Raw genomic sequence first — 23,604 nt, 5'->3', positions numbered from 1 at the left:
TCGCCGCCTAGGCTGCCGGAGCGGGTTTCCAGTCGAAGGTCAGTTCTTCGCGGAAAGCAAAGCGCTTGATGTGATCTGCGACGACGCTTTCCAGGCGCTCGAGCGATCCGCCCTCGTCAGTCGTCACCGCGATATGAAGAGCGCTCGCGTCTGCGTCCAGAACTGTGCGGCCCATTGAGAGATCGATGGTGCCATGATTGGGATCGAACTCGACCGGGAATTTGTGCGCCCAGTGCTTGCAGAGCTGCTGGAGGTAGCGGCTGGCATGTTCGGTGGTGACGTCGGCATGGCTGGTCGGCATGAACTCTCCTGGGCAAGCGCTTGTTTGTGTGGCTTGGCGCCAGCCTGATGCATGTCGCTCAAAAGTGGCCCCGGTTTGGAGTGCGCCCCTTGGGATGGACACTGATCAGGCTGCAGTTTTGCCCGTCTGCCGGATGTGTTGATCCTCGAACTGTTGCGGGCTGAGATATCCCAGCGCCGAATGGAGCCTGCGTTTGTTGTAGACTTGGTCGATGAAGTGGGGAAGGTGCTCGGCAACCTCCTCGAAGGTTTCAAGCGCCATCGGATAAACCGCCTCGAGCTTCAGGGTCTTCATGAAGCTCTCCGCTTTGGCATTGTCATAAGGATTGCCCTTGCGGCCCATCGAGCCGGCCAGACCGTGGCCGGTGAGAAGCTGCCGGTAAGTCTCGGCGGCATATTGGGAGCCGCGATCGGAATGGTGAACGCAGCCTGGCGGTGGCTTTCTGCGCTCGATTGCGGCGCGCAAGGCGGCGCCCGTCAGGCGGGCATCGATGGCGCGGCTGATGGCGTAGCCGACGATCATGCGCGACCAGACATCGAGAATGATGGCGACGTAGACGAAGCGGACCGGCAGCGCGACATAGGTGATGTCGCCGACCCAGAGTTGGTTCGGACCGGTCGGGACGATGTCCTTTGCCAGATTGGGGAAGATCGGACTGTTGTGATTGCTGTCGGTCGTGGCGACGAACCGGCGTCTGACCTTCGGTTGCAGGCCGTGATCGCGCATCAGGCGGCGGATCTTCTTGTGGTTCACCACAAAGCCTTGCTGGCGCAAGGCCGCGCCCACGCGGCGATAGCCATAAAACTCGAATTCGTCGCAGATCGCGAACATCGTCTCGACGATAGCGGTGTCATCGGCCGGCCATTGCGGACGGTCATAAAAGGTCGAACGCGCCAGATCCATCAGCCGGCATCCTTCGGCGATAGAGAGGCCGGGGGGCCGATGATGGCGGATGTAATCCCGCTTTTCGGCCGCGGAGCATTCTTCAGAGCCCCCTTTAGAAACTCCAGCTCCAGAGCCTGCTTGCCGACCAGCCGCTCAAGCGCGGCGATCCGCGCCTCATATTCCGTGATCAGAGTGGCAGAAGCCGTATCTTCATCGAAGCCGCCTGCCTCATACTTGCCAATCCAGACACGGATCAGGGTGCGGGTGACGTCATGCCGTTTCGCCAAACTGTGCAGCGTCTCGCCCGACAGATATTCCTGCACCACCTGACGCTTGAACGTGATGCTGTAACTACGATGTCTTGCCATGGTTCTCTCTCCGAAAACCCGACAGCCATGGTCAATTCCTCAGGACGATCTGTCCACCCCTAGGGGCGCACTCCAGTTTTGAGGGAACGACATGCATAAAACAAAGGCAGGCGCCACAGCTGGACAGATAGGCGCCGTCCCGGGAAATACCAAACGGTACCGGACCTGTCAGCCGAGCATTATCCGCTCAAGACAGCGTGATGGACTACCAGCTTCCGGTGTTTGCCATCGAAGCCCACGGTTCGGCCTTGGCCTTGGCCGGGCCTTTTTGCAAAAGCTCGATCGAGATGCCGTCCGGCGACCTGATGAAGGCCATGTTGCCGTCGCGCGGCGGCCGGTTGATGATGACGCCATTGTCCATCAGATGTTGGCAGGTGGCGTAGATATCGTCGACCTCATAGGCGAGGTGGCCGAAATTGCGCCCGCCCTTGTAGTCTTCCGGATCCCAATTGTAGGTCAGTTCGACCAGCGGCGCTTTGTCGGCGATGCCGCTTTGCTCGTCTTCGGAGGCCGCGAGGAAGATCAGCGTGAAGCGGCCTTGTTCGTTTTCGTAGCGTCGCACCTCCTTGAGGCCGAGCTTGTTGCAGTAGAAATCGAGCGAGGCATCGACGTCGGCGACGCGGACCATGGTGTGCAGATAGCGCATGTGATTTCCTCGATAAATTGCGTTGCGGTGCAACATAGGGTCGGCCCTGTCAAAGGGCAATCATGCGGCAGTGCGCAATGCCGGCAAAGAACAAATCCGGTATTCCCCCAATGAACCGTGAAAAAAGGCACGGCAGGTCTTGCACACACCGGAAGCCGCGGTGTTAATCTGGTGTCAAGAATCAGTTGCGGTGTTCTTGAAACAAGGGGGCATTCTTATGGGGGAAAAGGCCTCTTTGACGGGGCGGGACGGAACCCTTGGCGACGCCTTGCAGCGTGACGAAGGCGGCGATGCCGCTGATCTGCTCGAAGTAGCCGGCGCCATCAAGTGGTTCGATGTGGCCAAGGGTTATGGTTTCATTCTCCCGGATGACGGAATCTCGGGCGACATCCTCCTCCATGTGACATGTCTTCGAAGGGACGGCTTCCAGACGGCTCTGGAGGGCGCGCGCGTCGTCTGTCTCGTCAAGCAAGGCGACCGTGGATTGCAGGCCTTTCGGGTGCTCTCCATGGATGTCACCACGGCGGTCCATCCGGCCGAGATGCAGGAGCAGCGCACCCATATCGCGGTGACGCCGGAGAGCGGTCTCGAACGCGCCCTAGTGAAATGGTTCAACCGCACCAAGGGGTTTGGTTTTCTCACCCGCGGCGAAGGCACCGAAGACATATTCGTCCACATGGAGACGTTGCGCCGTTACGGCATCACCGAGCTTCGGCCTGGGCAGGTCGTTCTGGTTCGTTTCGGACGCGGCGACAAAGGCCTTATGGCCGCCGAAATTCACCCCGATATGGGGACCTTGCCGGTCTCGCACTAGGGCGATCTCCGGTCGAGGATCTCGAATGGCTCACAGGAACTGGCTGACTGCGGGCGTGATGTGCGCAGCAATTGCCGTCGTTGCCGCCGGTGCTTACTTCTATTCCGAAAAGCCAATCTCGGCGGAAGGCCGGGCGATGATTCTTCCGGCCGATCCGGCGCCACTGGTCGTGGTGACGAAAGGCGGCGATCGCTCCTTTTCCATCGAAGTCGCCGACACCGCCGCCGAGCGCGAGGCCGGTTTGATGTATCGCCAGGACATGGCGGACGACCACGGCATGCTGTTCGTCTTCGAGGTCCAGCAGCAGGTTGGCTTCTGGATGCACAACACGCCGATGCCGCTTGATCTGATCTTTGTCGGCCAGGACGGTAAGATTCGGGCGGTCAAGCACGGCGAGCCGCAATCCGACGCCGTTATTTCGCCCGGTGTACCGGTGCGTTTCGTGCTCGAGCTCAAGGCCGGCACGGCCGCCAGGAACGGCATCGAGTATGGCGACCTGTTGCGCCATCCGGCCGTGGGCACAGTGTCTGGCCCGAGCATGCCGCCCGCCGACAAGGGCGACGCGCCCAATGGCGGTGCCGGTTGAGCGGGCAGGCGGGATCGCTCATGCAGTTTTTCACACATGACGGCTTCGACCTTGCCTTCCTCGACCGCCAGCCGGCCTCGGGCGAGGGCGACCCGGTGCTCATGATCCACGGCTTCGCTTCGAGCCATTATGTCAACTGGGTATCGCCCGGCTGGTTCAAGACGCTGAACGATGCCGGTTACCGCGCCATTGCCTTCGACAATCGCGGCCACGGCTCGTCATCCAAGAGCTATGAGGAGGCCGATTATACACCGGTCAAGATGGCCTCCGATGCGGCTGCCTTGCTCGGCCATCTCGGCATCGAGCGCGCCCATGTCATGGGCTATTCGATGGGCGCGCGCATCGCGGCGTTCATGGCACTGTCCGATCCGGACAAGGTGGCGACGCTGGTCTTTGGCGGTCTCGGCATCGGCATGATCGATGGTGTCGGCGATTGGGATCCGATCGCCGCCGCACTGCTTGCCGATGATCCGGCCGCGACCAACCATCCGCGCGGCAGGTCGTTTCGCGCATTTGCCGACCAGACCCGCAGCGATCGCCGTGCCTTGGCCGCTTGCATCGCCAAATCGCGGGAATTGCTGAGCGAGCAGGATATTGGCCGCATTGCCCAGCCGACGCTGGTCGCCGTCGGCACGACCGACGACATTGGCGGTTCGCCCGATGAGCTTGCAGCATTGATGCCGAACGCCAGGGCCTTTCACATCGAGGGCCGTGACCATATGCTGGCCGTCGGGGACAAGACCTTCAAGCAGCGCGTGCTGGAGTTCTATGCCGAGAATCCGCTCTGAGCGGACGGCTTCCGGGGATCGTTCTCAATGGGCTGTCGTTGATGGCAGGCTTGGCCATTCTGGCGATGCTGGCATCGACAATAGGCGCCCTTTACCTAATTGCTCCTGGTCTAGCTGTTTGTGAGGGCCGCCAGCGACCGCGCCATGTTCAGCCTGGCCTGCGGTTCGAAGCGCTGGCGAAACTCTTCGGTGTGGAAAATGTGTGGGCGGGCGAGGAAATTCTTCAGGACCGCACTGCGTCCAGCCCGCCACATCGGCTCCTCCACCCAGGCGTACTCGCGCCGTACGGCGCGCTCATAGGCGTCGAAGGCATCCGGCGCGGCACCCAGGATCGACAGATCCATGTCGAGGAAAAGACTTGCGTCCCGTGTGGCCGTCGCGTCGTCGAACGGCGGCAGTTGGTGCGTGGCGGTGGCGACGATCATCGCCGAGATACGATTGAGGCGTGACGGATCCGAGCGGCTCGCCAGCCTTTTCTCGGCAAGGGCAGCACTTTGCGCCTCGTTGTCCTTGGCCTTGCTGTCATAGATGGCATCGTGGAACCAGATCGCCGCTTCGATCGCCTCGGGATCGCCGAGCGAGCCTCGATAGTCGCCTGCCAGGCCCAGCATCGCCTCGATATGGGCAAGGTTGTGGTAGTGGCGGCTCTTGGCCCGGTAGAGTGCTGAGAGCTCGCTTTTCAGCGCGTCGTCGATCAAGGGTTCGTTTTCCATGGCTGCTTGAATTCCCGCGAACCAAATCCATTTGACAAAGCACTAAGGAAAATTGAGTTCAATCGTGCTATGATCTGGCTTATATGTGCGGCCAGACAACAGGCAAGCGCAACAGGCAAGCCCGGCAGGGCGCAGGACGAGACGGCGATGAACAGCATCAGCATTTCCCGACACAGCGCATTGCAGCCGGTCGATCCGATCTGGCGTTCGATCCGCGACGAGGCGATGGAGGCGGTCAACCGCGACCCGCTGCTCGCCGCATTCCTCTATTCGACCATCCTCAACCAGGACAGCCTGGAGGAAGCGGTTATCCATCGGCTGGCCGAGCGGCTGGACCACCAGGACATCGGCTCCGATCTCATCCGCCAGACGTTCAAGTCCATGCTGGCCGACGACAAGGACTGGCCAACGACCGTGCGCGTCGACATCCAGGCCTATTACGATCGCGATCCGGCCTGCGACCGCTTCATCATGCCGGTGCTCTATTTCAAGGGTTTCCACGCCATCCAGACGCATCGGCTGGCGCATTGGCTCTGGAACCAGGGCCGCAAGGATTTCGCGCTCTATCTGCAGAGCCGCTCGTCCTCGGTCTTCCAGACCGACATCAACCCGGCCGCCCGCATCGGCAAGGGCATCTTCATCGACCACGCCACCGGCCTCGTGGTCGGCGAGACGGCGGTCATCGAGGACGATGTGTCGATCCTGCATGGCGTGACGCTGGGCGGTACCGGCAAGGCCGGCGGCGACCGTCACCCCAAGATCCGCTACGGCGTGCTGATCGGCGCCGGCGCCAAGATCCTCGGCAACATCGAAATCGGCCATTGCTCGAAGATCGCGGCAGGCTCGGTGGTGCTGTCGCCAGTGCCGCACAACAAGACGGTTGCCGGCGTGCCGGCCCGTGTCGTCGGCGAGACCGGCTGCGATCAACCGTCGCGCCAGATGGACCAGCTTCTGCCGTCGCAGACGATGGATCAGGTCGTCAGCTTCGACATCTGATTTTCACGAGGCCGCCGCCTGCTGCCGGATTCCGGCCGCTTGCATGAGCGGGTGGTTGTCTCGCCTTATCAGGCCGCTTGCCTTTACATCGCCATTGTCGACGTGCCAGAAGCGCGTTCGAACGAGCAAGCCCGATGATCGGAGAAGACTGTTGAAGCCGGACGAAATCAGAAAGCTGGACGCGTATTTCAAGCGCGTCTTCCAGAACCCCAAGCTCGAGGTCAAGGCACGGCCGCGCAAGGACGATTCGGCCGAGGTCTATGTCGGCGACGAATTCCTCGGCATCGTCTTCAAGGACGAGGACGACGGCGACTACAATTTTTCGATGGCGATCCTCGACATCGATCTGGCCTGAGCCTGCAGTCTTGCGCTCGGCCGGCTCCGCCTCGAATGCGGCCGGCCAGCCGGATTTCTCGAGGCTTCCTTAATGTCCCGCTTTTAGGACGCGCCCGGCTTCGGTGGCGATTGCCGCGTCGAGCGCCTGCCAATCACCCAAAAACTCCCTAGGGAAGCGATAGGTGAGGCTGAGCTCGTCGCCGACCTGGATGTCGCGCTCGCAAGGCGCCAGCGATTCCTCGGCACTCGGCCCGCTCAGGCAACGGGCCACGAACGGGTCCTTGCCGGGGCGCTTGCCGACAACCAGCACCTCGTTGAGATAGCCTGATTTCTCGTTGAAACCGTACACCGTCGTGCCGTCAGGTCCCGCAATGCCGGGCTGGGTGATCAACGCGCTGTAGATCGGCGCGAAGCGGCCACTCATGTCACGCGACATCATCTGCTGTTCGAAGGACAGGAAGATGATGCTCTTGCCGGTCCCCTTGTGATTGAAATCGTCGCGCGCCGCCTCGCTGTAGCCGTCCATCTGGGGATAGCGCAGATAGAGGTCGAGCCGCGAAGCGATGCCGTCGCGCCGGGCCTGGGCGAAACGGATGGTGTTGGCCGGCACGGCAATGACATTGTTGGCGATCACCACCTGGTGGACCGTTGCGTCGTCGGTGTATCCGGCCATGGCGATCGAATGGCCGAACCATTTGCCGCCAAGGCTGATCGCCACCGACAGCAGCGCCAGCGCCGCGAACCCGTAGAACACCCGCTTCATCAGCCTGGAATCGACCACCGTGAGTTCGGGGCCGTTGGCGAGCGCTGCCTGCTTCATCTCAGTCCTCGGATCTCGGGCCGCCTGTCCGCCTCTGGTGTCCCTGGGCGGCACACATCGCACGGCATGGCTCTTGCAGCCTTCATGGAACGACTGTGCAATTTCATGGTAAATGGAAAGTTAAGATGGAACCGCTGGAACTCACACTCTTCGCTTTTGTCGTCGGGCTGACGGCCTGCGGGTTGGCTGGATCGGCCATGGAACTGGTGTCGGGCCGCAAGGTCGCCTTCACCGAACCCTATGTTTCGCCGTCACATGTTTTGCGCTCGCTGCTCGCGACGGCTTGTGCCGGGCCCTTCATGCTGGTCAACGATGCCATCGATGCCCGGCGTGAGCGCCGCATTTCCAAGTTGGCACTGATGTCTTGCGGCTGCACGGCGATTGCCTGGTCCTTGGCGCTGGGCGTCGTCGTGCTTGCCATTGCCTCATGGACGATCCGTCTCCTAGGGTCCGAATTGCCAGCCTGAGACGATTCGGAGACCGAAAATGCCGCTTTATGCGATCGATGGAACGGAGCCCAGCTTCGCGGATGCGGACTCAAACTGGATCGCGCCCGATGCGACGCTGATCGGCGACGTGCGGGTCGGCCGCAACGCCGGCTTCTGGTTCGGCACCGTCATTCGCGGCGACAATGAGCCCATCGTCATCGGTGCCGACACCAACGTGCAGGAACATACGGTGATGCACACCGATCCCGGCTTTCCGCTGACCATTGGCGAGGGCTGTACGATCGGCCACCGCGCCTTGCTGCATGGTTGTACGATCGGCGACAACAGCCTGATCGGCATGGGCGCCATCGTGCTGAACGGCGCGAAAATCGGCAGGAATTCGCTGGTCGGCGCCGGCGCGCTGGTCACCGAAGGCAAGGAATTCCCGGACAATTCGCTGATCGTCGGCTCACCTGCCAAGGTGATCAGGGTGCTGGACGACGCGGCCGTGGCAAGGTTGCGCGGCTCGGCGGCGCATTACGTTGCCAATGGCAAGCGCTTCAAGGCGGGGTTGAAGAAGGTCTGAGGTCAGCTTGGCCACCTGTCGGTGATAGTTTCGCCGCGCCCAACTCACTGTCCGTTGGAGCTGCGCCCGACCATCGCATCGCGCAGCAATGAAGCACCGGCTTCAAAACCGGCAATCTCGGCTTCCTCGATGGCTGTCCTGTAGTCATCGATGCGGGTTTCGAGCGCCGGGTCGGCGCCCGCTGCCAAAAGCAGGCGGATCGCATCGACACTGCGGATGGCCACCGAATAGTGAAGCGGCGTCCAGTCGTTGACGCCCCGCATGTTGGGGGCAGCACCGCCGTCGATCAATACCCGCACGATGTCCAGCCTGTCTGCTCTGTCGGTGGACAGCGCCGCAATGATGGACGGAAACCCGCCGTGATCCTGATAATTCGGATCCGAGCCGGCATCGAGTAAGGTCGAGATGAAGCCGACGGGGCTCCAATAGATCGCATATTCCAGCGGATGGCCAAGGCCGAATTCGAACGGCATGCGCTCGTCGAACCAGCAGGGTGAGCCGCCCAAGGCCACGCCGAGGCCGTCGAAGTCGCCGGCCTTGAAGGCATCGTCGATAGCCTTGAACAGACGATGGCGCTCGCATCGATCTTCCGGGATTTCCAACATCACCGTGATCCTGAAGGCTAAACTGACGGCCTATAGTGCCCCGATCTCCTGCGCGTGGAAAGACGGGACGATTCGACTGAATGAGATTGCGATTTTTCAGCCACTCCAAGCTGATTGGTTTTCGAACTGCCTCCGCCAGAAATGGCGGAGCCGGCCCGGGGACGGGGCCGGCTCCTTTGACCCGGTCGTTGGGGACGGGGAGGGTGGGGACTCGACCGGGTTTCTCGTCGCGCCCTTAGCGGACGCTGGCGACCGCGTCGGAGCGGCCGTCGTTGATCGTCACCCAAACGCCGGAATTCTGATCGGACTGGCGCTTGAGATAGGTGTAGTCGGTGTCCGTCCAGGACAGCACCTTGGTCTCCAGATTGTCGAGGATGAACTCGCCCAGGCTGGTGCGCACGGTCAGCACCGCGTGGCCGTCGCCATTCGGCTGGCGCGCGACCGTCATCAGCAGATTGCCGGCGGGCACGCCTGCATCCATCAATTCGCGACGCTTCTCCAGTGCGTAGTCCTCGCAATCGCCATAGCCATTGTCGGGATAGGCCCAGTATTCCTCGACACCGTAGTTTTCCATGTCGGTGCGCGGCTTGATGCGGGTGTTGACCGAATTGTTGATGTTGACGATCGTCGCCCACAGTTTGCGGGTCAACTCGACCGGCGCGCCCTTCGCGGTTCTTTCGCTGCATTCGCCAGCAATGCGCTGGCAGAATTCATAATGGCCAACAGGCTGCGTGGTGCGTCCGCCGGTGTGCATATAGGCCGGTCCCGCGGCATATGCTGATCCCCAAGCGGAAAGCTGCATCGCCATTGCCACCAGCAACAGCTTGCCCCTCGTTTTCTTCATTGTTGTAGTCTCCCCGTTCGAAGGAGACATTGCCACATGTGGATTTATTTGAGGCAAAAGCGCGAAGTAGATATTGAGTAAAACGCCAATAGAATAAACGTAAAATTTGAATCATTTGAGTATTAAATTGTTTGGCTTTGAAGCCTTGACCCTCGTGCGTTGATAGTCACGTAAGTCTTGCCGGCAGCAGCCGAAGCACGCTGGTCATGGACGTAACAACGAAAAAACCGGCCGCGAGGGCCGGCTTCCCGGTGTTGCTGCCGGGCCTTGTCAGGCGCGCGGCGTGTTGAATTCGGAATCGAGCGTTTCGGGGCGCTGGATGACGGCGAATTCGATCGCGACGCCGTCCTCGAAATGGCGCACGACCTGCCCGCGCATGGTGCCGAGCATGACCTGGACGCCGATCGCCGGCTTGACGTCGATCTCGATGGCTGCACCGGAGAGCGACAGGTCGATGATGCGGCACTGATACTGACGGCCGTCGGTGAGCTGCAGCACGCTGGTCGGATTGCGCGGCGCGACGCGTTCGTGGCGACGGTCTTCCGGCAGGTCGAGTTCGTGCTTGTTGGCAAGCCAGGTCAATTGCGCGGCGAGCTTGTCCTTCTTGCGATCCGACGCAATGACGGTCATCGCGAAACCGTCCTGCAAGGTGCGCGTGACGACACCTTCGATGCGGCCGATATGATCGATGTAGGCGATGATCTTTTCGCCGGGCATGCCGATGCGGTCGGTGCGAAACGCGACATTGCCCGGAGACATGTCGACGACCTGGCAGGGGTGCTCGGTGCGGTCTTCCAGCATGAAGCGCCCGTATATCTTGACCCGGACGCGCTGAAAGTTACGCCTTTCAGCTTGGGACGGTGCGTAGTCGACCGCCGCTGACCTCATGACTGCCTGCACCCCGTTTGGCATCCCACGCATCGATGCGAGGAACTTCATCAGAGAAGTACAACAAAGCGGGTTAACAAAGGGGAAAAGCGGGCGCTCTAGGCGTTTTGTTTTTATGCATCAAGCCGCGAGATTGCGGACTATTCCTCGCGCCCGCCATCGAAGACGACGAGATGGCGGATGCGGCGCGCCCGGCCGAGCGCCGAGATCGTCTCGGGTGCGCCGAGTTCATCGGGAACGAGCGAGGGAACATCGATCGCCGGGCGGTTGTTCAGGAGCTCCTTTTCCGGATCGATGACGCGGATCGAATCGATCAACGCGTCGGTGATCGGGTCGGCACCCAGCCAGAAGGGCTTCTCCACGGCGCTGATCACGCCCAGGCAGCGCGGATTTTCGACGCCGCCGTCAAGCGGCAGGGCAAGCAGCTCGAACTTGTTGGAGCGTCCGTTGCGGCTGAAGCCCTCATAGCTGATGAGCACGACCGATTTCTGGTCGAAGACGCCGTGGATCAGCCGCGAAACGAGCCGCTGATCCTTCTCGCGCCACAGAGACGGAAAGGAAAATCCCTTGAGCTCGCGGCCATAGCAGGCGCAAAGCCTGGTGCCTGCGAGCCGGAATACGGCTTGCCCGCGCGTGTCCCGTTCCAGGATAAAGGTGTCGGCCAGCAGCGATTTGATGTCCGCCGGCTCGACCTCCGAACGCTTCGGGGCAGGGCGTCCGTCACGCAGGCGGTTCCAATATTGGAACAGCGTGATCGATCCGTTCTGGTTCATGCTATGCTGCTCCGCGCAATCTGTCGTCTGATGTCCCATCGGTGAACAGAAGGGCGCCCTCCGATGACTTACATGCGTTGCGGAGCAGGAAGCGTGCCAGCGTCGTTAACACTTGTTCACGGGTCGGGGTCGTTAAGGTTAACAAGTGGTTTACATTGCATCGAAGCGAGCCCCGTGGCACATGAAAACCACTCCAGAAGCGGTCGTTTCGCGACGATCGGCAGCACTTCAGTCAAGAGTTTTAGGGGAGCAGGGGGCTCGACCAGCCGTTCAAGGGAAACCTTGAACGGCTTCTTTTTTGATTCGCGCCCAGCGATTCGCGGTTTGCTGTTCGGTCCGCGGTGATCTAGATGCTCGAATCCCGAATCCCGCAGTGAGTGCAACTTCAATGAGTGAACCGGTAACGCCCCCGGATGCCGACCCGGTCCAGGACGCGCCGCCACAGCGGCGCGAGCCGGTGTTCAATCTGCCGCCCGTGGTGCTGGCGGTGATCGGCATCTGCGTGGCCGTCTATCTGCTGCAGCAGTATGTGCTGAGCGAATCCCAGCAGATGACACTGCTGTATAACGGGGCCTTCATCCCTGTTCTCTACACCGGCCAATACGGCTTCGACTGGTTCCTGTTTTCCCGGCCCTTCACCTACGCCTTCATGCATGGTGGCCTTGCCCACATTGCCATCAACATGGTGTGGCTCGCCGCTTTCGGTTCGCCGTTGGCAAATCGCCTCGGCACGCTCTGGTTCGCGCTGTTCTTTGCCGTGACCGGGCTGGCTTCGGTCGCGCTTTTCTGGGCGGTGCACCCTTACGGAGAGGCGCCGCTGGTCGGCGCTTCCGGTGCGATATCAGGCATGATGGGGGCTGCGGCGCGTTTTGGCTTCCGCACCGACCGTTCGGCCGGCAAGGCGGCTTTCGCCGGTCCTGTGCTGCCGATCGCATTCGTATTGCGCTTGCGCGGCGTCGTGATCTTCCTTGCCGTGTGGATGATCATCAATCTCGCCACAGGCCTTCTCGGCTTTGCCCCGGGGGTAGACGGCCAGATCGCCTGGGAAGCCCATATTGGCGGCTTTGTCGCGGGCTTCTTCGGCCTGCGCTGGTTCGACAGGCGATGGCAGGCGCCTGAATGGGAGACCGACGACCGCACTTGAAATGCAACCGATCGCGGCGCACGATGTTCACTCTTATGTGAAGGCCGGTCAGGGCAGGAACCGGCAGGCAAAGCAGAGGAGGACGCCATGACGGTTAAGGCAATTCTCGAGAAAAAAGGCCATGACGTGTTCACGCTCGGGCCGAACGAAAAGCTTAGCGAAGCCATCCGCATCCTGGCAGAACACAAGATCGGTGCGCTGGTCATCACCAATGGCGATCACAAGATCGTCGGCATCCTTTCAGAGCGCGACATTGTGCGGGTTGTCGCCCGCGAAGGTGGAGCCGCGCTCGATATCGCCGTGCGTTCGGCGATGACGCCGAAGGTGAAGATCTGCAACGAAAACCACACCGTCAACGAGGTGATGGAGATCATGACCCGAGGCCGTTTCCGCCATCTGCCGGTGGAAAAGGACGGCATGCTCGATGGCATCGTGTCCATCGGCGACGTGGTCAAGCGCCGCATCGAGGATGTCGAACGCGAGGCCGACGAGATCAGGGCCTATATCGCCACCGCCTGAGCGGTGAAGGGAACCGCCGGCCGGAGAACCGACCGGCGGGAGCCGTATCTACCTGTTGTCGAGTTCGGAACGGACGAGTTCGAGCCCGCGCCGGGTGATGCGGTAGGGTCCGCCTCCCGACGAAGAAACCGCCTTCTTCCGCTTCAGTTTTCGAAACATGTCGAGATCGACGCCCGGATAGTGCCAGCCATCGCGGGTCAGGCATTTGACGGAGGCGATCCGCTTTTTCTCGTTCTTTTCTATTTCAATGCGTCCGCCCTGCGCGAGCAGGTGCAGGATGCGCTGTTCTATGCGCGAAATATCCATGGGAGAGTTTTCCGGGAAAACAAAAAATGCCGCCGCCGCGAAGCTTCGCGGCGCGGGGTTTCAGGTTTTCTGCCCTGCCTCGCTAGGAGGTCAGGGCCTTACCGGGACTGAGCGTAAGTGGACATCCACTCTCCATTGGAATGGACATCTAATAGGCGAAAGCGGCTGAAAAGGCCAGTCTGCGGCTTTGCGCTTGTCTCTTTTGGCGGTTTGCACTAGCGAAGTTGCACACCAAAATATGCGTAAACGCATAATCCGTAGTTCCAATACGCAGGCCAAAATGTCCCTCATCGACACCCGCACGCCCGACGCCAAGCGCCTTGTTTCCGGCGCCACCGGCGATTGGGAGATCATCATCGGCCTCGAGGTCCATGCGCAGATCACATCGGAAGCAAAGCTGTTTTCGGGCGCCTCGACCGCTTTCGGCGCGGCGCCTAACGCCAATGTCAGCCTGATCGATGCGGCGATGCCCGGCATGCTGCCCGTCATCAACGAGGAATGCGTCAAGCAGGCGATCCGCACCGGCCTTGGGCTGAAGGCGCAGATCAACCACAAGTCGGTCTTCGACCGGAAAAACTACTTTTATCCCGACCTGCCGCAGGGCTACCAGATCTCGCAGTTCAAGCAGCCAATCGTCGGCGAGGGCACCGTGATCGTCTCGGTCGGCCCGGACCGCCAGGGCGAATTCGAGGACATCGAGGTCGGCATCGAGCGGCTGCATCTGGAGCAGGATGCCGGCAAGTCGATGCACGACCAGCATCCGACCATGTCCTATGTCGACCTGAATCGCTCCGGCGTGGCGCTGATGGAAATCGTCTCCAAACCGGATATGCGCTCGGCCGACGAAGCCAAGGCCTATGTCACCAAGCTGCGCACCATTGTGCGTTATCTCGGCACTTGCGACGGCAACATGGACGAAGGTTCGATGCGCGCCGACGTCAACGTCTCGGTGCGCAAGCCGGGCGGCGAGTTCGGCACGCGCTGCGAGATCAAGAACGTCAACTCGATCCGCTTCATCGGCCAGGCCATCGACTACGAGGCGCGCCGGCAGATCGCCATTCTCGAGGATGGCGGCAAGATCGACCAGGAAACGCGGTTGTTCGACGCCGTCAAGGGCGAGACGCGTTCGATGCGCTCCAAGGAAGAGGCGCATGATTACCGCTACTTCCCCGATCCGGATCTTCTGCCGCTGGAATTCGACCAGGCTTATGTCGATGCACTGGCCAAGGAATTGCCGGAACTGCCCGACGACAAGAAGGCGCGGCTGATCGTGTCGCTCGGCCTGTCGACCTATGACGCCTCGATCCTGGTGTCGGAAAAGCCGATCGCCGACTATTTCGAGAAGGTGGCCGCCGGCCGCGACGGCAAGCTCGCCGCCAACTGGGTCATCAACGATCTGCTCGGGCAATTGAACAAGGCCGGAAAGGACATTGAAAACGCTCCGGTTTCGCCCGACCAGCTCGGCGCGGTCATCGACCTGATCAAGGATGGCACCATCTCCGGCAAGATCGCCAAGGACCTGTTCGAGATCGTCTGGAACGAGGGCGGCGATCCGCGCCAGCTGGTCGAAAGCCGTGGCATGAAGCAGGTCACCGACACCGGCGCCATCGAGAAGGCTGTCGATGAGGTGATCGCTGCCAACCCCGACAAGGTCGAACAGGCGCGCGCCAAGCCGAGCATGGCCGGCTGGTTCGTTGGCCAGGTGATGAAGGCGACCGGCGGCAAGGCCAACCCGCAAGCGGTCAACGACCTGGTGAAGACTAAGCTCGGCATAGCGGATCAATGAGCGGAGACCCGAACCCGGGAAACCCGGCAAGCGTCTCGTCGGCTCTGTTGATTGCCGGCGCCGTGCTGCTTTTTGTCGGCACGCTGCTTCATCCGATGCATGAAGACCCGAATGATGCGCTTCGCGCCTTCCGTGAATATGCCGCCGACCCTGTCTGGCTGTTCAGCCACATGGCACAGCTTGCCGGCGTCCTGTCTATGGTCGCCGGCCTGGTGCTCATCCTTGGCCGTCCGTCGGCCGGCCCGCTTCGTGGCTGGGCGCTTCTGACGACCGTATTCGGCGCAGCGTCTCTGGCGGCGGCAGCTGCCTTGCAGGCCGTCGACGGCATTGCGCTGAAAGCGGTGGTCGATGCCTGGGCAATGGCTGATGCGGCGACAAAACCATCGTTGTTCAGTGCCGCCTTCGCCGTGCGCCAGATCGAAGTCGGCTTTGCCGCGATCAGTGCCATGCTGCTCGGCTTGACGGTTTTGCTCGCCAATGTCGCCCTGCGTCAGGCTAGGCACAGTCCGTTGTGGCTGTCGTCGCTTGGCGGCGCCGGCGCCGTGGGTGTCCTGATCGGCGGTTTCGCTACCGCGGCAACCGGTTTCTCCGACACCGCCATGGCGGCCAACATGCCGGGCAGCATGGTGCTTCTGGTCTGGGTCGTGCTGCTTGCCGTGATCGACTTCCGGCACAAGCCGGTCGCAGCATAGGCGGGGAAAGAATCCATGTTCGTCCGCACCGCCGGAGAGCGCGACCTTGCCGCTGTGCGGACGCTGCTGGTGGAAACCTGGCATGCGACCTATGACGCCATCTATGGCGCTGCCAAAGTCACCGAGATCACCGATGAATGGCACTCGATTGCCTCGCTCCGCTCGCGGCTGACACGGCCGAACTCGGAGTTCCTGGTGGCCGATGATGGCAAGCGCATCGGCGGCATGGCTTTCGCCGCGGCCACCGCCGATGCGAAGGTCATTCTGTTGAACCAGCTCTACGTCCATCCGGACTGCCAAAGGCGCGGGATTGGACAAGCACTGCTCGACGAGGTCGAAACCAGTTTCCCGGAAGCGCGAACGCTGCGTGTCGAGGTCGAGGAGGCCAATGGCGCTGCCATTGCTTTCTACCGATCGAAGGGTTTCTTGCCCGTCAGCGCCGCCGCGGATACTCATGAGACCGCAAGGCCGACGACGCTGAGTTTCGAGAAGTCGCTCGGATAGACAGCCCGGCCGGCAATTGTCTCGCGTTTTTGATTTGACCGGCCCCCGCAGTCGTATCAACGCTGCCTGAGCCCGCGTCCGCATCCAAGGGACGCGACGGCGCGAGGGGGATGTTCATGCCAAGCTTGCCGGAACTGATGCCGACACAGGTGTCGGACGAGACCTTTGGCGGCGTCACCTATCATATAGCGGGCGAGCTGGTGCCGGTGCTTTCGGTCGATGTGACGCGGATGCCGGTCTATTTCGAGCATCACATCCTTTTGTGGAAGAATTCCACCATCACCATCGGCCTGAAATCGCTGAAGGGTGCGCTGAAGCGCATGATGGCCGGCATGCAGATCTTCGTCACCGAGGCGTCGGGGGCGGGCATCGTTGCCTTCAGCCGCGATGGGCCGGGCCACATCGTGCCGATCCATCTCAGGCACGGCGAGGAGATCCAGGTGCGCGAGCACCAGTTTCTCGCCGCCACCGGCAATGTCGACTACACCTTCGAGCGCGTGCGCGGCCTGGCGACGATGCTGTTTGGCCAGAGCGGCTTCTTCATCGACCGTTTTCGCGGCGATTCCGGCGACGGCATCGTCTGGCTGCACGGCTATGGCAATGTCTTCGAAAAGACGCTCGCCGCCGGCGAAACCATAGACATCGAACCGGGTGGCTGGCTGTTCAAGGATGTCTCGGTCAGGATGGAAACCAAGATCGACCGCCTCTCGAGCGGCTTCTTCGGCGCCAACATGAATTTCATCGTCAACCGGTTCACCGGGCCGGGTCGGGTCGGCATCCAGTCTATGTATCTGCATATGCCGACCGAGGAATAGTTCGACGAAAGCCACCGGTGGGCGTCACGGCATGACGGCAGCGATCCGGCCATGCGTCATCCCGGCATTTGCTGTGCCGGCTTACCACGGATATGCAAGGGCATGACCAAACTGTCCCGCACTGTAGCGTTGGCGCTGCTCGCCATCATCATTTTCGCGACCTTGTCTCCGATCCAGATGCGGCCGCACATCGCCGAAGCGAATGTTGAGCGTGCCTTGGCCTATGTCCTGTTGGGCTTCGCCCTGGCGCTCGGCTTCCCCAATCGACTGTATCAAGCCGTGATCTTCGTGGCTGTGACCGCCGGCATATTGGAACTGCTTCAGATCATTGATCCCGGTCGCCACGCGCAGCTTTCCGACGCAGTCGTGAAAGCCTGCGCAGGCATTGTCGGGATCCTCGTGGGGCAATTGTTCGTCAGGAGCAGCGGACGAATAGGAGAGCCGTAGGCGCGGGCAGAAAGCCGCCGCATCGACGATCCACTTTAGGTAGAGGCAACCTCCACATTGTCGATCAGCCTGGTCTTGCCGAGCCATGCGGCCGCGAGCAGGCGCCCTTCGCGGTCTCGGCGCCATGGCGCAAGCTTCCGGCTTTCGCGGGCCTCGACATAGTCGACCTTTTGGAAGCCGGCGGTGACGAGGGCGCTGCTGGCCTCTTCGGTTGCGTCGCTCTGGTCGGCGCCTGCTGCCAGAGCCACCGCCGTGTTGCGCAATATCACGTTGAACTGGCGGGCGATGTTCAGTTCGGCCTCACTGAGATAGGCGTTGCGTGACGACATGGCGAGACCATGGGCGTCGCGTATCGTCGGTGCGCCGATGATGTCGACGGGCAGGTCGAGGTCGCGGCAGAGCTGCCTGACGACGCAAAGCTGCTGGTAGTCCTTCTCGCCAAAGACCGCACAGTCGGGCGTTGCCTGTAGGAGGAGCTTTGCCACCACGGTGGCGACGCCGTCGAAAAAGGTCGGCCGAAAGTCCGATTCGAGCCCGGCTGAGGGGCCGCCGACCGAGATTTTTGTAGCGAAGCCGGCAGGATACATCTCGCCAACCGTCGGTGTGAAGGCAAGGTCGGCTTTTGCCACGCCCAGCCGGTCGAGGTCGCGGGCGAGCTGGCGCGGGTATTTGTCGAGGTCTTCGGTCGGCGCGAACTGCGTCGGGTTGACGAAGATCGACACGACGCAGCGATCGGCCCTTTCGAGCGCGATCCTGACCAGCGAGATGTGCCCGTCATGCAATGCGCCCATGGTCGGCACCATGGCGACACGAAGGCCATCGCGCCGCCAGTCACGGATTTGCGCGCGAAGTGCGGCAACGCTGTCGACGGCGACGGGTTGGTTCATGCGTCATCCCTGCTCTTTGTCGCCGAAAAGACATGGCCGGGGCCGGGGAATGTCCGGCTTCGCACCTCCGCCGCGTAGGTTTCGGCGGCACGCGAGATCACGCTGCGCAGATCGGCATATTCCTTGACGAATTTCGGCACGCGGTCGACGGTGAGCCCGACCATGTCGTCGATGACCAGGATCTGGCCGTCGCAGTCGCCGCTGGCGCCGATGCCGATGGTTGGAATGGCGATGCGGCGGGTGATATCGGCGGCGACGGCCTCGACCGTGCCTTCGATGACCACCGAGAAAGCCCCTGCGTTCTCGACGGCAAGCGCATCGCGAAGCAAAGCCGCGACAGCCTCCTCGGTGCGGCCCTTGATCTTGTAGCCGCCGTCCTTCTCGACCGATTGCGGCTGCAGGCCGATATGTCCCATCACCGGAATGCCGGCGGCGACGATGGCCGCGATCTGGCTGGTCATGTCGACGCCGCCTTCGAGCTTCACCGCCTGGCAGCCGGTTTCGTCGATGACCCGCCGCGCCGAGGCAACGGCTTGTGTCGCCGAAGCCTCATAGGTGCCAGCCGGCAGGTCGACGACGACGCAGGCCTTGGCCGAGCCGCGCATCACCGCCTGGCCATGCGCGATCATCATCTCCAGCGAGGCGCCCAGCGTCGTCTTGTAGCCATGCAGGACCATGGCGACACTGTCGCCGACCAGAAGCAGGTCGACATGGTTGTCGAGCAGACGGGCGACGGGGTAGGTGTAGGCGGTCAGGCAGACAATCGGCGTGCCGGCCTTGCGGCGGCGAATCGCCTCAGTGCTGATGCGGATATCGGTGGTCGGCAATTCCGTGGCCAATCGTCACCTCCTTCGGCCTCAAGCCGGGCTGGATGCCCGCATGGGCGCGCAGAGCTTTAGAAAGACCGCAAAGGCTTGGCAAGCGCCCATCCTGTCGCCCGGAAAGATCACAGGCTTGTATCGGGTTTCCGGCAAGCCATTTGCGCGCTCCACGTGGCAAAAGCCTTGCCTTCGGCAAGGCCTGACGCCATAAGCAGGAAACGGGCGCCGTCGGCGCGAGGGTTTTGTGATGAAGACTTTCCTTACGCAGTTTTTCACCTGGTGGAACAGCCAGACGCTGGGAACGCGCCTGCACACCTGGCGGCATGGCAAGAGGGTCGGCCAGGACGAGACGGGCAACATCTATTATGAGGGCGGCATCGATTCGGAAGGCCGCACGCGCCGCTGGGTCATCTACCGCAACTATTCGGAAGCCTCAGCGATACCGCCTGGCTGGCACGGCTGGATACATCACCGTGTCGACGTCGCGCCGTCCGGCGAAGACTACAAGCCGCGCGACTGGCAGAAGTCGCATCAGCCCAATCTGACCGGCACTCCGGCAGCCTATCGTCCGAAGGGTTCGGTACTGACCAATCAGCACCGCCCGCAGGTCACCGGCGACTATGACGCCTGGACGCCCGGGTCGTAACGGCCCCGACTTGTAACGGCGCAAGGTGCAAGCCGGTCCTTTATCGCCACAATTGGTGTTTAGCTGCTTGCTGATCAGAAAACGGCGACTAGCCTTGGCGATCGACAGAATCACCCGGGCGCGAACCACCGGTACCCCTATATGAGCTTTTTCAGCCTGACATCGATGGGCGGCCTGATGGTAGCCGCCGGCCTTGCCGTCAGCACCGCGGCCCTCGCGGCTTCGCCTGAACCCGCCGCGCCGGCGCCGGCGCCGGGAGCGAACCGGGTCACCAATCCCGTCGCCGAGTTTGCCGGCATCGACAAGATCACCGGCCGCATCATCACCTTCGATGTCTATATCGACGAGACCGTACAGTTCGGTGCTTTGCAGGTGACGCCGCGCGTCTGCTATTCGCGGCCGCAGACCGAGGAGCCGAAGACGGATTCCTTCGTCGAGGTCGACGAGATCACGCTCGACCGCAAGATCCGCCGCATCTTCACCGGCTGGATGTTTGCCGAAAGCCCCGGCCTCAACGCCGTCGAACATGCCGTCTATGACGTCTGGCTGAAGGAATGCAAGCAGAAGTCGGATGTGCCGGCGCCCGACGGCGCCAAGGCCGACGCAACCAAAGCCGAGGCACCCAAGCCTGCCGCAGCCAAACCGAAGCCCGCAGCCACTCCAGATGTGACCGAGCCTGATGTGGCCGAGCCGGACGCTTCGGAACCCGATACGACCGACTCCAACTGATCCTTCGGAACCGTCCTGGCCACCATGCGTTGGGCCTGACGACCGTGCATTTATGCGCAGGGAGGATTTTCCGATGTCAGACAGCAAGCGGATCACCGCCGGCAAGAAAGAGTTGCTGGAGCTCGAAAAGGGGTTCTGGACGGGCGACGCGGCCTACTATGCGGCCAATGCCGACACCGAATGCCTGGTGGCATTTCCGCAGATGGCCAAGGCGATGGACAATGCTGATCTCGCCAAGACCGCAACCAGGCCCAACCGTTGGCGGGACCTGAAGATCGACCTCAAGGGTATCATCGAGCCGGGCAGCGACATTGTCATGCTGACCTACGAGGCGCATGCCACGCGGGAGAACGGCGAAACCTACGCGGCCCTGGTCAGCACCGGCTATGTCCATCGCGTCAATGGCTGGAAGATGATGTTCCATGCGCATACGCCGATGGAAGCCGCTTCCGGGAAATAAGGGGCTCAATCGTCAGGGGTAGAATACGGCCTCGCCCTTCAGTGCGTCGGCCAGCATCTTCTCGTATTTGCCGCGCGGCACGTCGATCGCGCCGAAGCGCTTGAGGTGCTCGGTGGTAAACTGCGTATCAAGCAGAGCAAAGCCGCGTGCCTTCAGCCGCTCGACGAGATGGAAAAGGCAGGTCTTGGAGGCGTCCGTCTCCCTGGCGAACATGCTTTCGCCAAAAAACACCCGGCCAAGCGATACGCCATAGAGACCGCCGACCAGCCGGTCCTCGCGCCACGCCTCGACCGAATGGCAATGCCCTATCCGATGCAGTTCGACATAGGCTTCGCGGATCGGCGCGTTGATCCAGGTCGACCGCCGTTCCGCACGTTTTTCCGCGCAACCGTCGATCGTGGCTTCGAAATCGAAATCGAAACGGATGTCGAAAGGGTGCTTCTTGATCGTTTTCTTCAGGCTTTTCGGCGCGTGAAAACCATCGAGTGGAATGATGCCGCGCGTCTCTGGGCGCACCCAGAACACCTCCGGGTCGCCGGCGCTTTCGGCCATCGGGAAGACGCCCGAGGCATAGGCCTTAAGCAAAAGGTCGGTGGGGATGCGATAGCCGGGCGCGTAGGGACGGGTCATCGCGTCTGCGCGCTACTCTTCCTTGGCCAGATATTTTTCCAGCCAGTGGATGTCGTAGTCGCCATTGGCGATGTCGGCATTGCCGACGAGATCACGAAACAGCGGCAGCGTCGTCTTGATGCCGTCGACGACGAATTCATCGAGCGCCCGGCGCAGCCGCATCATGCACTCGACGCGGTTGCGCCCATGCACGATCAGCTTGCCGATCAGGCTGTCATAATAGGGCGGGATCTTGTAGCCGGAATAGACGCCGGAATCGACGCGGATGCCGAGGCCGCCCGGCGTGTGGAAGTGGGTGATCGTGCCGGGCGAGGGCGTGAAGGTGCGCGGGTCCTCGGCGTTGATGCGGCATTCGATGGCGTGGCCGTTGAACTTGATGTCCTCCTGCTTCACCGACAGGCCGCCGCCGGAGGCGACGCGGATCTGCTCGTGCACGAGATCGATGCCGGTGATGGCTTCGGTCACCGGATGCTCTACCTGCAGGCGCGTGTTCATCTCGATGAAATAGAACTCGCCGTTCTCGTAGAGGAATTCGATGGTCCCGGCGCCGGAATAGCCGAGGTCGGCGATGGCCTTGGCGCAGATACCGCCGATGCGGGCGCGTTCTTCGGCATTGAGGGCCGGCGAGGGCGCCTCTTCCCAGACCTTCTGGTGGCGGCGCTGCAAGGAACAGTCGCGCTCGCCGAAATGCACGCCGCGGCCAAAGCCGTCGCCGAACACCTGCACCTCGATGTGGCGCGGCTTTTCCAGATATTTCTCGATGTAGACGGCATCGTCGCCGAAGGCCGCACCGGCTTCCGTGCTTGCTGTCTGCAAGGCGATCTCGAGATCAGCTTCGGTGAGGGCGACCTTCATACCGCGCCCGCCACCGCCGGCCGAGGCCTTGATGATCACGGGATAGCCGATCTCGGCGGCAATGCGCCTGGCTTCCTTTTGATCGGTGACGGCGCCGTCGGAACCTGGCACAACCGGAATGCCGAGACGCTTGGCGGTGCGCTTGGCCTCGATCTTGTCGCCCATGATGCGGATATGGTCGCCGGATGGGCCGATGAAGGTGATGTTGTGCGCGGCCAGTATGTCGGCGAACTTGGCGTTCTCCGACAGGAAGCCGTAACCCGGATGCACGGCATCAGCGCCGGTGATCTCGCAGGCGGCGACGATCTGATGGATGTTGAGGTAGCTGTCGCGCGATGGCGGCGGGCCGATGCAGACGCTCTCGTCGGCGAGCCGCACATGCATGGCGTCGGCGTCGGCGGTCGAATGCACCACCACCGTCTGGATGCCGAGTTCCTTGCAGGCGCGCAGGACCCGGAGGGCGATTTCGCCGCGATTGGCGATGAGGATCTTCTGGAACATCAGGCCCGCTCTACTCGATCACGACGAGCGGCATGCCATATTCGACCGGCTGCGAATCCTCGAACAGGATCGCCGTCACAGTACCGGCGCGCGGCGAGGGGATCTGGTTCATCGTCTTCATCGCTTCGATGATCAACAGCGTCTGGCCTTCCTTGACCTTCTGGCCGACCTCGATGAATGCCTTGGCATCCGGCGACGGCGCCAGATAGGCGGTACCGACCATCGGCGAGGTGACCGCATTCTTGGAAAGGTCGGCTACAACAGGCACAGCGATGGCGGCAGCTTGGGCTGCTGCCGGGGCATAGGCCGGCTGCGGCGCTGCGATCGCATGAACGGCCGGTGCCTGGCGCGAGACGCGCACCTTCAGGTCGCCCAGTTCGACCTCGATCTCGGTCAGGTTGGTGTCGTTCAGTATGCCCGCCAGATCGCGGATCAGCTGCTGGTCAACACCGGTCTTCTTTATCGACATTTTCGAGCCTTCTGTT

General features: G+C 61.8%; 33 protein-coding genes. 17 read left to right on the top strand and 16 right to left on the bottom strand.

Features of this window, described 5'->3' with window-relative positions:
- Positions 1 to 7 precede the first annotated feature (7 nt).
- From EJ076_RS22085 to EJ076_RS22070, 4 genes are all read right to left on the bottom strand, one after another.
- Positions 8 to 301, bottom strand: a complete 294-nt coding sequence (locus EJ076_RS22085; protein ID WP_109671724.1) for a DUF2218 domain-containing protein — start codon at positions 299 to 301, stop codon at positions 8 to 10.
- Between the two features lie 105 nt (positions 302 to 406).
- On the bottom strand, positions 407 to 1,225 hold the full coding sequence (locus tag EJ076_RS22080) for an IS3 family transposase (protein ID WP_245463093.1): 819 nt from the start codon (positions 1,223 to 1,225) through the stop codon (positions 407 to 409).
- Positions 1,204 to 1,554, bottom strand: a complete 351-nt coding sequence (locus EJ076_RS22075) for a transposase (protein ID WP_126068667.1) — start codon at positions 1,552 to 1,554, stop codon at positions 1,204 to 1,206. The genes EJ076_RS22080 and EJ076_RS22075 overlap by 22 nt, the downstream gene beginning before the upstream one ends.
- Before the next feature lie 205 nt (positions 1,555 to 1,759).
- The gene (locus EJ076_RS22070) at positions 1,760 to 2,200 is read right to left on the bottom strand and encodes a VOC family protein (protein WP_109671723.1); all 441 of its coding nucleotides are present in this window, start codon (positions 2,198 to 2,200) and stop codon (positions 1,760 to 1,762) included.
- Positions 2,201 to 2,417: 217 nt separating this feature from the next.
- Between EJ076_RS22070 and EJ076_RS22065 the strand changes: the two genes are divergently transcribed.
- The 3 genes from EJ076_RS22065 to EJ076_RS22055 are packed head-to-tail and all read left to right on the top strand — an operon-like array spanning position 2,418 to position 4,388.
- Complete coding sequence (locus EJ076_RS22065) at positions 2,418 to 3,014, top strand: cold-shock protein (protein WP_126071112.1); 597 nt, start codon at positions 2,418 to 2,420, stop codon at positions 3,012 to 3,014.
- Positions 3,015 to 3,039: 25 nt separating this feature from the next.
- Complete coding sequence (locus EJ076_RS22060; RefSeq protein WP_126069256.1) at positions 3,040 to 3,600, top strand: DUF192 domain-containing protein; 561 nt, start codon at positions 3,040 to 3,042, stop codon at positions 3,598 to 3,600.
- Positions 3,601 to 3,620: 20 nt separating this feature from the next.
- Positions 3,621 to 4,388 carry an alpha/beta hydrolase gene (locus EJ076_RS22055; RefSeq protein WP_164548701.1) on the top strand — a complete coding sequence of 256 codons (768 nt, stop codon included), beginning with the start codon at positions 3,621 to 3,623 and terminating at the stop codon, positions 4,386 to 4,388.
- A 110-nt stretch (positions 4,389 to 4,498) separates the two neighbouring features.
- On the opposite strand, the gene EJ076_RS22050 is transcribed toward EJ076_RS22055, so the two are convergent.
- A complete protein-coding gene (locus tag EJ076_RS22050) occupies positions 4,499 to 5,101 on the bottom strand; it encodes a hypothetical protein (RefSeq protein WP_109671719.1) in 603 nt (200 codons plus the stop codon).
- Positions 5,102 to 5,248: 147 nt separating this feature from the next.
- Here EJ076_RS22050 and cysE point away from each other — a divergent pair, with 147 nt between their 5' ends.
- On the top strand, positions 5,249 to 6,097 hold the full coding sequence (gene cysE / locus EJ076_RS22045) for a serine O-acetyltransferase (RefSeq protein WP_056584656.1): 849 nt from the start codon (positions 5,249 to 5,251) through the stop codon (positions 6,095 to 6,097).
- A 151-nt stretch (positions 6,098 to 6,248) separates the two neighbouring features.
- Entirely contained in the window at positions 6,249 to 6,452 is a 204-nt protein-coding gene (locus EJ076_RS22040) for a DUF3126 family protein (protein WP_013531334.1), read from the top strand.
- A 69-nt stretch (positions 6,453 to 6,521) separates the two neighbouring features.
- Here EJ076_RS22040 and EJ076_RS22035 read toward each other — a convergent pair whose 3' ends face one another.
- Positions 6,522 to 7,253: a hypothetical protein gene (locus EJ076_RS22035; protein ID WP_126069254.1), complete on the bottom strand. Its 732-nt coding sequence runs from the start codon at positions 7,251 to 7,253 to the stop codon at positions 6,522 to 6,524.
- 125 nt (positions 7,254 to 7,378) lie between these two features.
- On the opposite strand from EJ076_RS22035, the gene EJ076_RS22030 reads away from it, so the two are divergent.
- Both EJ076_RS22030 and EJ076_RS22025 read left to right on the top strand, forming a co-directional pair.
- Positions 7,379 to 7,720, top strand: a complete 342-nt coding sequence (locus EJ076_RS22030; RefSeq protein WP_126069253.1) for a hypothetical protein — start codon at positions 7,379 to 7,381, stop codon at positions 7,718 to 7,720.
- Between the two features lie 19 nt (positions 7,721 to 7,739).
- The gene (locus EJ076_RS22025; RefSeq protein WP_126069252.1) at positions 7,740 to 8,267 is read left to right on the top strand and encodes a gamma carbonic anhydrase family protein; all 528 of its coding nucleotides are present in this window, start codon (positions 7,740 to 7,742) and stop codon (positions 8,265 to 8,267) included.
- A gap of 44 nt (positions 8,268 to 8,311) precedes the next feature.
- On the opposite strand, the gene EJ076_RS22020 is transcribed toward EJ076_RS22025, so the two are convergent.
- The 4 genes from EJ076_RS22020 to EJ076_RS22005 all read right to left on the bottom strand — a co-directional run bounded on the left by EJ076_RS22020 (position 8,312) and on the right by EJ076_RS22005 (position 11,377).
- Positions 8,312 to 8,872: an ankyrin repeat domain-containing protein gene (locus tag EJ076_RS22020; RefSeq protein ID WP_126069251.1), complete on the bottom strand. Its 561-nt coding sequence runs from the start codon at positions 8,870 to 8,872 to the stop codon at positions 8,312 to 8,314.
- Positions 8,873 to 9,107: 235 nt separating this feature from the next.
- A complete protein-coding gene (locus EJ076_RS22015) occupies positions 9,108 to 9,716 on the bottom strand; it encodes a transglutaminase-like cysteine peptidase (RefSeq protein ID WP_109671713.1) in 609 nt (202 codons plus the stop codon).
- A 270-nt stretch (positions 9,717 to 9,986) separates the two neighbouring features.
- Positions 9,987 to 10,604, bottom strand: a complete 618-nt coding sequence (locus tag EJ076_RS22010) for a PilZ domain-containing protein (RefSeq protein WP_109671769.1) — start codon at positions 10,602 to 10,604, stop codon at positions 9,987 to 9,989.
- Positions 10,605 to 10,744: 140 nt separating this feature from the next.
- The gene (locus EJ076_RS22005) at positions 10,745 to 11,377 is read right to left on the bottom strand and encodes a PAS domain-containing protein (protein WP_109671712.1); all 633 of its coding nucleotides are present in this window, start codon (positions 11,375 to 11,377) and stop codon (positions 10,745 to 10,747) included.
- A 388-nt stretch (positions 11,378 to 11,765) separates the two neighbouring features.
- Between EJ076_RS22005 and EJ076_RS22000 the strand changes: the two genes are divergently transcribed.
- Both EJ076_RS22000 and EJ076_RS21995 read left to right on the top strand, forming a co-directional pair.
- On the top strand, positions 11,766 to 12,521 hold the full coding sequence (locus EJ076_RS22000) for a rhomboid family intramembrane serine protease (RefSeq protein WP_126069250.1): 756 nt from the start codon (positions 11,766 to 11,768) through the stop codon (positions 12,519 to 12,521).
- 87 nt (positions 12,522 to 12,608) lie between these two features.
- Positions 12,609 to 13,040: a CBS domain-containing protein gene (locus EJ076_RS21995; RefSeq protein ID WP_109671710.1), complete on the top strand. Its 432-nt coding sequence runs from the start codon at positions 12,609 to 12,611 to the stop codon at positions 13,038 to 13,040.
- A 48-nt stretch (positions 13,041 to 13,088) separates the two neighbouring features.
- Here the strand turns inward: EJ076_RS21995 and EJ076_RS21990 are convergent, their stop codons facing one another.
- The gene (locus EJ076_RS21990) at positions 13,089 to 13,346 is read right to left on the bottom strand and encodes a YjhX family toxin (protein ID WP_023759402.1); all 258 of its coding nucleotides are present in this window, start codon (positions 13,344 to 13,346) and stop codon (positions 13,089 to 13,091) included.
- A 280-nt stretch (positions 13,347 to 13,626) separates the two neighbouring features.
- Between EJ076_RS21990 and gatB the strand changes: the two genes are divergently transcribed.
- The 5 genes from gatB to EJ076_RS21960 all read left to right on the top strand — a co-directional run bounded on the left by gatB (position 13,627) and on the right by EJ076_RS21960 (position 17,590).
- The gene (gene gatB / locus EJ076_RS21980; RefSeq protein WP_126069249.1) at positions 13,627 to 15,132 is read left to right on the top strand and encodes an Asp-tRNA(Asn)/Glu-tRNA(Gln) amidotransferase subunit GatB; all 1,506 of its coding nucleotides are present in this window, start codon (positions 13,627 to 13,629) and stop codon (positions 15,130 to 15,132) included.
- Complete coding sequence (locus tag EJ076_RS21975; RefSeq protein WP_126069248.1) at positions 15,129 to 15,824, top strand: hypothetical protein; 696 nt, start codon at positions 15,129 to 15,131, stop codon at positions 15,822 to 15,824. The genes gatB and EJ076_RS21975 overlap by 4 nt, the downstream gene beginning before the upstream one ends.
- Before the next feature lie 15 nt (positions 15,825 to 15,839).
- Positions 15,840 to 16,328, top strand: a complete 489-nt coding sequence (locus tag EJ076_RS21970; protein WP_126069247.1) for a GNAT family N-acetyltransferase — start codon at positions 15,840 to 15,842, stop codon at positions 16,326 to 16,328.
- A gap of 116 nt (positions 16,329 to 16,444) precedes the next feature.
- Positions 16,445 to 17,143: an AIM24 family protein gene (locus EJ076_RS21965; protein ID WP_109671767.1), complete on the top strand. Its 699-nt coding sequence runs from the start codon at positions 16,445 to 16,447 to the stop codon at positions 17,141 to 17,143.
- Between the two features lie 102 nt (positions 17,144 to 17,245).
- The gene (locus tag EJ076_RS21960; RefSeq protein WP_164548700.1) at positions 17,246 to 17,590 is read left to right on the top strand and encodes a VanZ family protein; all 345 of its coding nucleotides are present in this window, start codon (positions 17,246 to 17,248) and stop codon (positions 17,588 to 17,590) included.
- 35 nt (positions 17,591 to 17,625) lie between these two features.
- Here EJ076_RS21960 and panC read toward each other — a convergent pair whose 3' ends face one another.
- On the bottom strand, positions 17,626 to 18,477 hold the full coding sequence (panC, locus tag EJ076_RS21955; protein ID WP_126069246.1) for a pantoate--beta-alanine ligase: 852 nt from the start codon (positions 18,475 to 18,477) through the stop codon (positions 17,626 to 17,628).
- Positions 18,474 to 19,304: a 3-methyl-2-oxobutanoate hydroxymethyltransferase gene (gene panB / locus EJ076_RS21950; protein WP_245463103.1), complete on the bottom strand. Its 831-nt coding sequence runs from the start codon at positions 19,302 to 19,304 to the stop codon at positions 18,474 to 18,476. Before panB ends, panC begins: the two co-directional genes overlap by 4 nt.
- Positions 19,305 to 19,545: 241 nt before the next feature.
- Here panB and EJ076_RS21945 point away from each other — a divergent pair, with 241 nt between their 5' ends.
- The 3 genes from EJ076_RS21945 (at position 19,546) to EJ076_RS21935 (ending at position 21,133) form a co-directional block, all read left to right on the top strand.
- Positions 19,546 to 19,944 (top strand): NADH:ubiquinone oxidoreductase subunit NDUFA12, encoded by a 399-nt coding sequence (locus EJ076_RS21945; RefSeq protein ID WP_109671704.1) that lies wholly within the window; start codon positions 19,546 to 19,548, stop codon positions 19,942 to 19,944.
- Positions 19,945 to 20,085: 141 nt separating this feature from the next.
- A complete protein-coding gene (locus EJ076_RS21940) occupies positions 20,086 to 20,673 on the top strand; it encodes a DUF2155 domain-containing protein (RefSeq protein WP_164548699.1) in 588 nt (195 codons plus the stop codon).
- Between the two features lie 73 nt (positions 20,674 to 20,746).
- Positions 20,747 to 21,133 carry a hypothetical protein gene (locus EJ076_RS21935; protein WP_126069244.1) on the top strand — a complete coding sequence of 129 codons (387 nt, stop codon included), beginning with the start codon at positions 20,747 to 20,749 and terminating at the stop codon, positions 21,131 to 21,133.
- A 12-nt stretch (positions 21,134 to 21,145) separates the two neighbouring features.
- Here EJ076_RS21935 and aat read toward each other — a convergent pair whose 3' ends face one another.
- Genes aat through accB form a run of 3 tightly spaced genes read right to left on the bottom strand, consistent with a single transcriptional unit; the run spans position 21,146 to position 23,588 of the window.
- On the bottom strand, positions 21,146 to 21,763 hold the full coding sequence (gene aat, locus EJ076_RS21930; RefSeq protein WP_126069243.1) for a leucyl/phenylalanyl-tRNA--protein transferase: 618 nt from the start codon (positions 21,761 to 21,763) through the stop codon (positions 21,146 to 21,148).
- Between the two features lie 12 nt (positions 21,764 to 21,775).
- A complete protein-coding gene (accC, locus tag EJ076_RS21925; RefSeq protein ID WP_023812133.1) occupies positions 21,776 to 23,119 on the bottom strand; it encodes an acetyl-CoA carboxylase biotin carboxylase subunit in 1,344 nt (447 codons plus the stop codon).
- Positions 23,120 to 23,129: 10 nt separating this feature from the next.
- The gene (accB, locus tag EJ076_RS21920; RefSeq protein ID WP_109671760.1) at positions 23,130 to 23,588 is read right to left on the bottom strand and encodes an acetyl-CoA carboxylase biotin carboxyl carrier protein; all 459 of its coding nucleotides are present in this window, start codon (positions 23,586 to 23,588) and stop codon (positions 23,130 to 23,132) included.
- Between the last annotated feature and the right edge of the window lie 16 nt (positions 23,589 to 23,604).

The organism is Mesorhizobium sp. M7D.F.Ca.US.005.01.1.1 (assembly GCF_003952545.1).
GTDB lineage: Bacteria > Pseudomonadota > Alphaproteobacteria > Rhizobiales > Rhizobiaceae > Mesorhizobium > Mesorhizobium loti.
This window is presented reverse-complemented; position numbering and strand designations above follow the sequence as displayed.

Excerpts from the sequence above, each read along its gene's own strand:
- EJ076_RS22005 (WP_109671712.1), bottom strand. The coding sequence starts at position 11,377 with ATGAACCAGAACGGATCGATCACGCTGTTCCAATATTGGAACCGCCTG.
- EJ076_RS21935 (WP_126069244.1), top strand. The coding sequence starts at position 20,747 with ATGTCAGACAGCAAGCGGATCACCGCCGGCAAGAAAGAGTTGCTGGAG.
- panC (WP_126069246.1), bottom strand. The coding sequence starts at position 18,477 with ATGAACCAACCCGTCGCCGTCGACAGCGTTGCCGCACTTCGCGCGCAA.
- EJ076_RS22015 (WP_109671713.1), bottom strand. The coding sequence starts at position 9,716 with ATGAAGAAAACGAGGGGCAAGCTGTTGCTGGTGGCAATGGCGATGCAG.
- EJ076_RS21945 (WP_109671704.1), top strand. The coding sequence starts at position 19,546 with ATGAAGACTTTCCTTACGCAGTTTTTCACCTGGTGGAACAGCCAGACG.
- EJ076_RS22060 (WP_126069256.1), top strand. The coding sequence starts at position 3,040 with ATGGCTCACAGGAACTGGCTGACTGCGGGCGTGATGTGCGCAGCAATT.
- accB (WP_109671760.1), bottom strand. The coding sequence starts at position 23,588 with ATGTCGATAAAGAAGACCGGTGTTGACCAGCAGCTGATCCGCGATCTG.
- EJ076_RS22050 (WP_109671719.1), bottom strand. The coding sequence starts at position 5,101 with ATGGAAAACGAACCCTTGATCGACGACGCGCTGAAAAGCGAGCTCTCA.
- EJ076_RS22025 (WP_126069252.1), top strand. The coding sequence starts at position 7,740 with ATGCCGCTTTATGCGATCGATGGAACGGAGCCCAGCTTCGCGGATGCG.
- EJ076_RS22010 (WP_109671769.1), bottom strand. The coding sequence starts at position 10,604 with ATGAGGTCAGCGGCGGTCGACTACGCACCGTCCCAAGCTGAAAGGCGT.
- EJ076_RS22055 (WP_164548701.1), top strand. The coding sequence starts at position 3,621 with ATGCAGTTTTTCACACATGACGGCTTCGACCTTGCCTTCCTCGACCGC.
- EJ076_RS21965 (WP_109671767.1), top strand. The coding sequence starts at position 16,445 with ATGCCAAGCTTGCCGGAACTGATGCCGACACAGGTGTCGGACGAGACC.
- EJ076_RS21990 (WP_023759402.1), bottom strand. The coding sequence starts at position 13,346 with ATGGATATTTCGCGCATAGAACAGCGCATCCTGCACCTGCTCGCGCAG.
- EJ076_RS22070 (WP_109671723.1), bottom strand. The coding sequence starts at position 2,200 with ATGCGCTATCTGCACACCATGGTCCGCGTCGCCGACGTCGATGCCTCG.
- EJ076_RS21975 (WP_126069248.1), top strand. The coding sequence starts at position 15,129 with ATGAGCGGAGACCCGAACCCGGGAAACCCGGCAAGCGTCTCGTCGGCT.
- aat (WP_126069243.1), bottom strand. The coding sequence starts at position 21,763 with ATGACCCGTCCCTACGCGCCCGGCTATCGCATCCCCACCGACCTTTTG.
- EJ076_RS21960 (WP_164548700.1), top strand. The coding sequence starts at position 17,246 with ATGACCAAACTGTCCCGCACTGTAGCGTTGGCGCTGCTCGCCATCATC.
- EJ076_RS22085 (WP_109671724.1), bottom strand. The coding sequence starts at position 301 with ATGCCGACCAGCCATGCCGACGTCACCACCGAACATGCCAGCCGCTAC.
- EJ076_RS22075 (WP_126068667.1), bottom strand. The coding sequence starts at position 1,554 with ATGGCAAGACATCGTAGTTACAGCATCACGTTCAAGCGTCAGGTGGTG.
- cysE (WP_056584656.1), top strand. The coding sequence starts at position 5,249 with ATGAACAGCATCAGCATTTCCCGACACAGCGCATTGCAGCCGGTCGAT.
- EJ076_RS21970 (WP_126069247.1), top strand. The coding sequence starts at position 15,840 with ATGTTCGTCCGCACCGCCGGAGAGCGCGACCTTGCCGCTGTGCGGACG.
- EJ076_RS22035 (WP_126069254.1), bottom strand. The coding sequence starts at position 7,253 with ATGAAGCAGGCAGCGCTCGCCAACGGCCCCGAACTCACGGTGGTCGAT.
- accC (WP_023812133.1), bottom strand. The coding sequence starts at position 23,119 with ATGTTCCAGAAGATCCTCATCGCCAATCGCGGCGAAATCGCCCTCCGG.
- EJ076_RS22030 (WP_126069253.1), top strand. The coding sequence starts at position 7,379 with ATGGAACCGCTGGAACTCACACTCTTCGCTTTTGTCGTCGGGCTGACG.
- EJ076_RS21995 (WP_109671710.1), top strand. The coding sequence starts at position 12,609 with ATGACGGTTAAGGCAATTCTCGAGAAAAAAGGCCATGACGTGTTCACG.
- EJ076_RS21940 (WP_164548699.1), top strand. The coding sequence starts at position 20,086 with ATGAGCTTTTTCAGCCTGACATCGATGGGCGGCCTGATGGTAGCCGCC.
- EJ076_RS22065 (WP_126071112.1), top strand. The coding sequence starts at position 2,418 with ATGGGGGAAAAGGCCTCTTTGACGGGGCGGGACGGAACCCTTGGCGAC.
- EJ076_RS22020 (WP_126069251.1), bottom strand. The coding sequence starts at position 8,872 with ATGTTGGAAATCCCGGAAGATCGATGCGAGCGCCATCGTCTGTTCAAG.
- EJ076_RS22000 (WP_126069250.1), top strand. The coding sequence starts at position 11,766 with ATGAGTGAACCGGTAACGCCCCCGGATGCCGACCCGGTCCAGGACGCG.
- gatB (WP_126069249.1), top strand. The coding sequence starts at position 13,627 with ATGTCCCTCATCGACACCCGCACGCCCGACGCCAAGCGCCTTGTTTCC.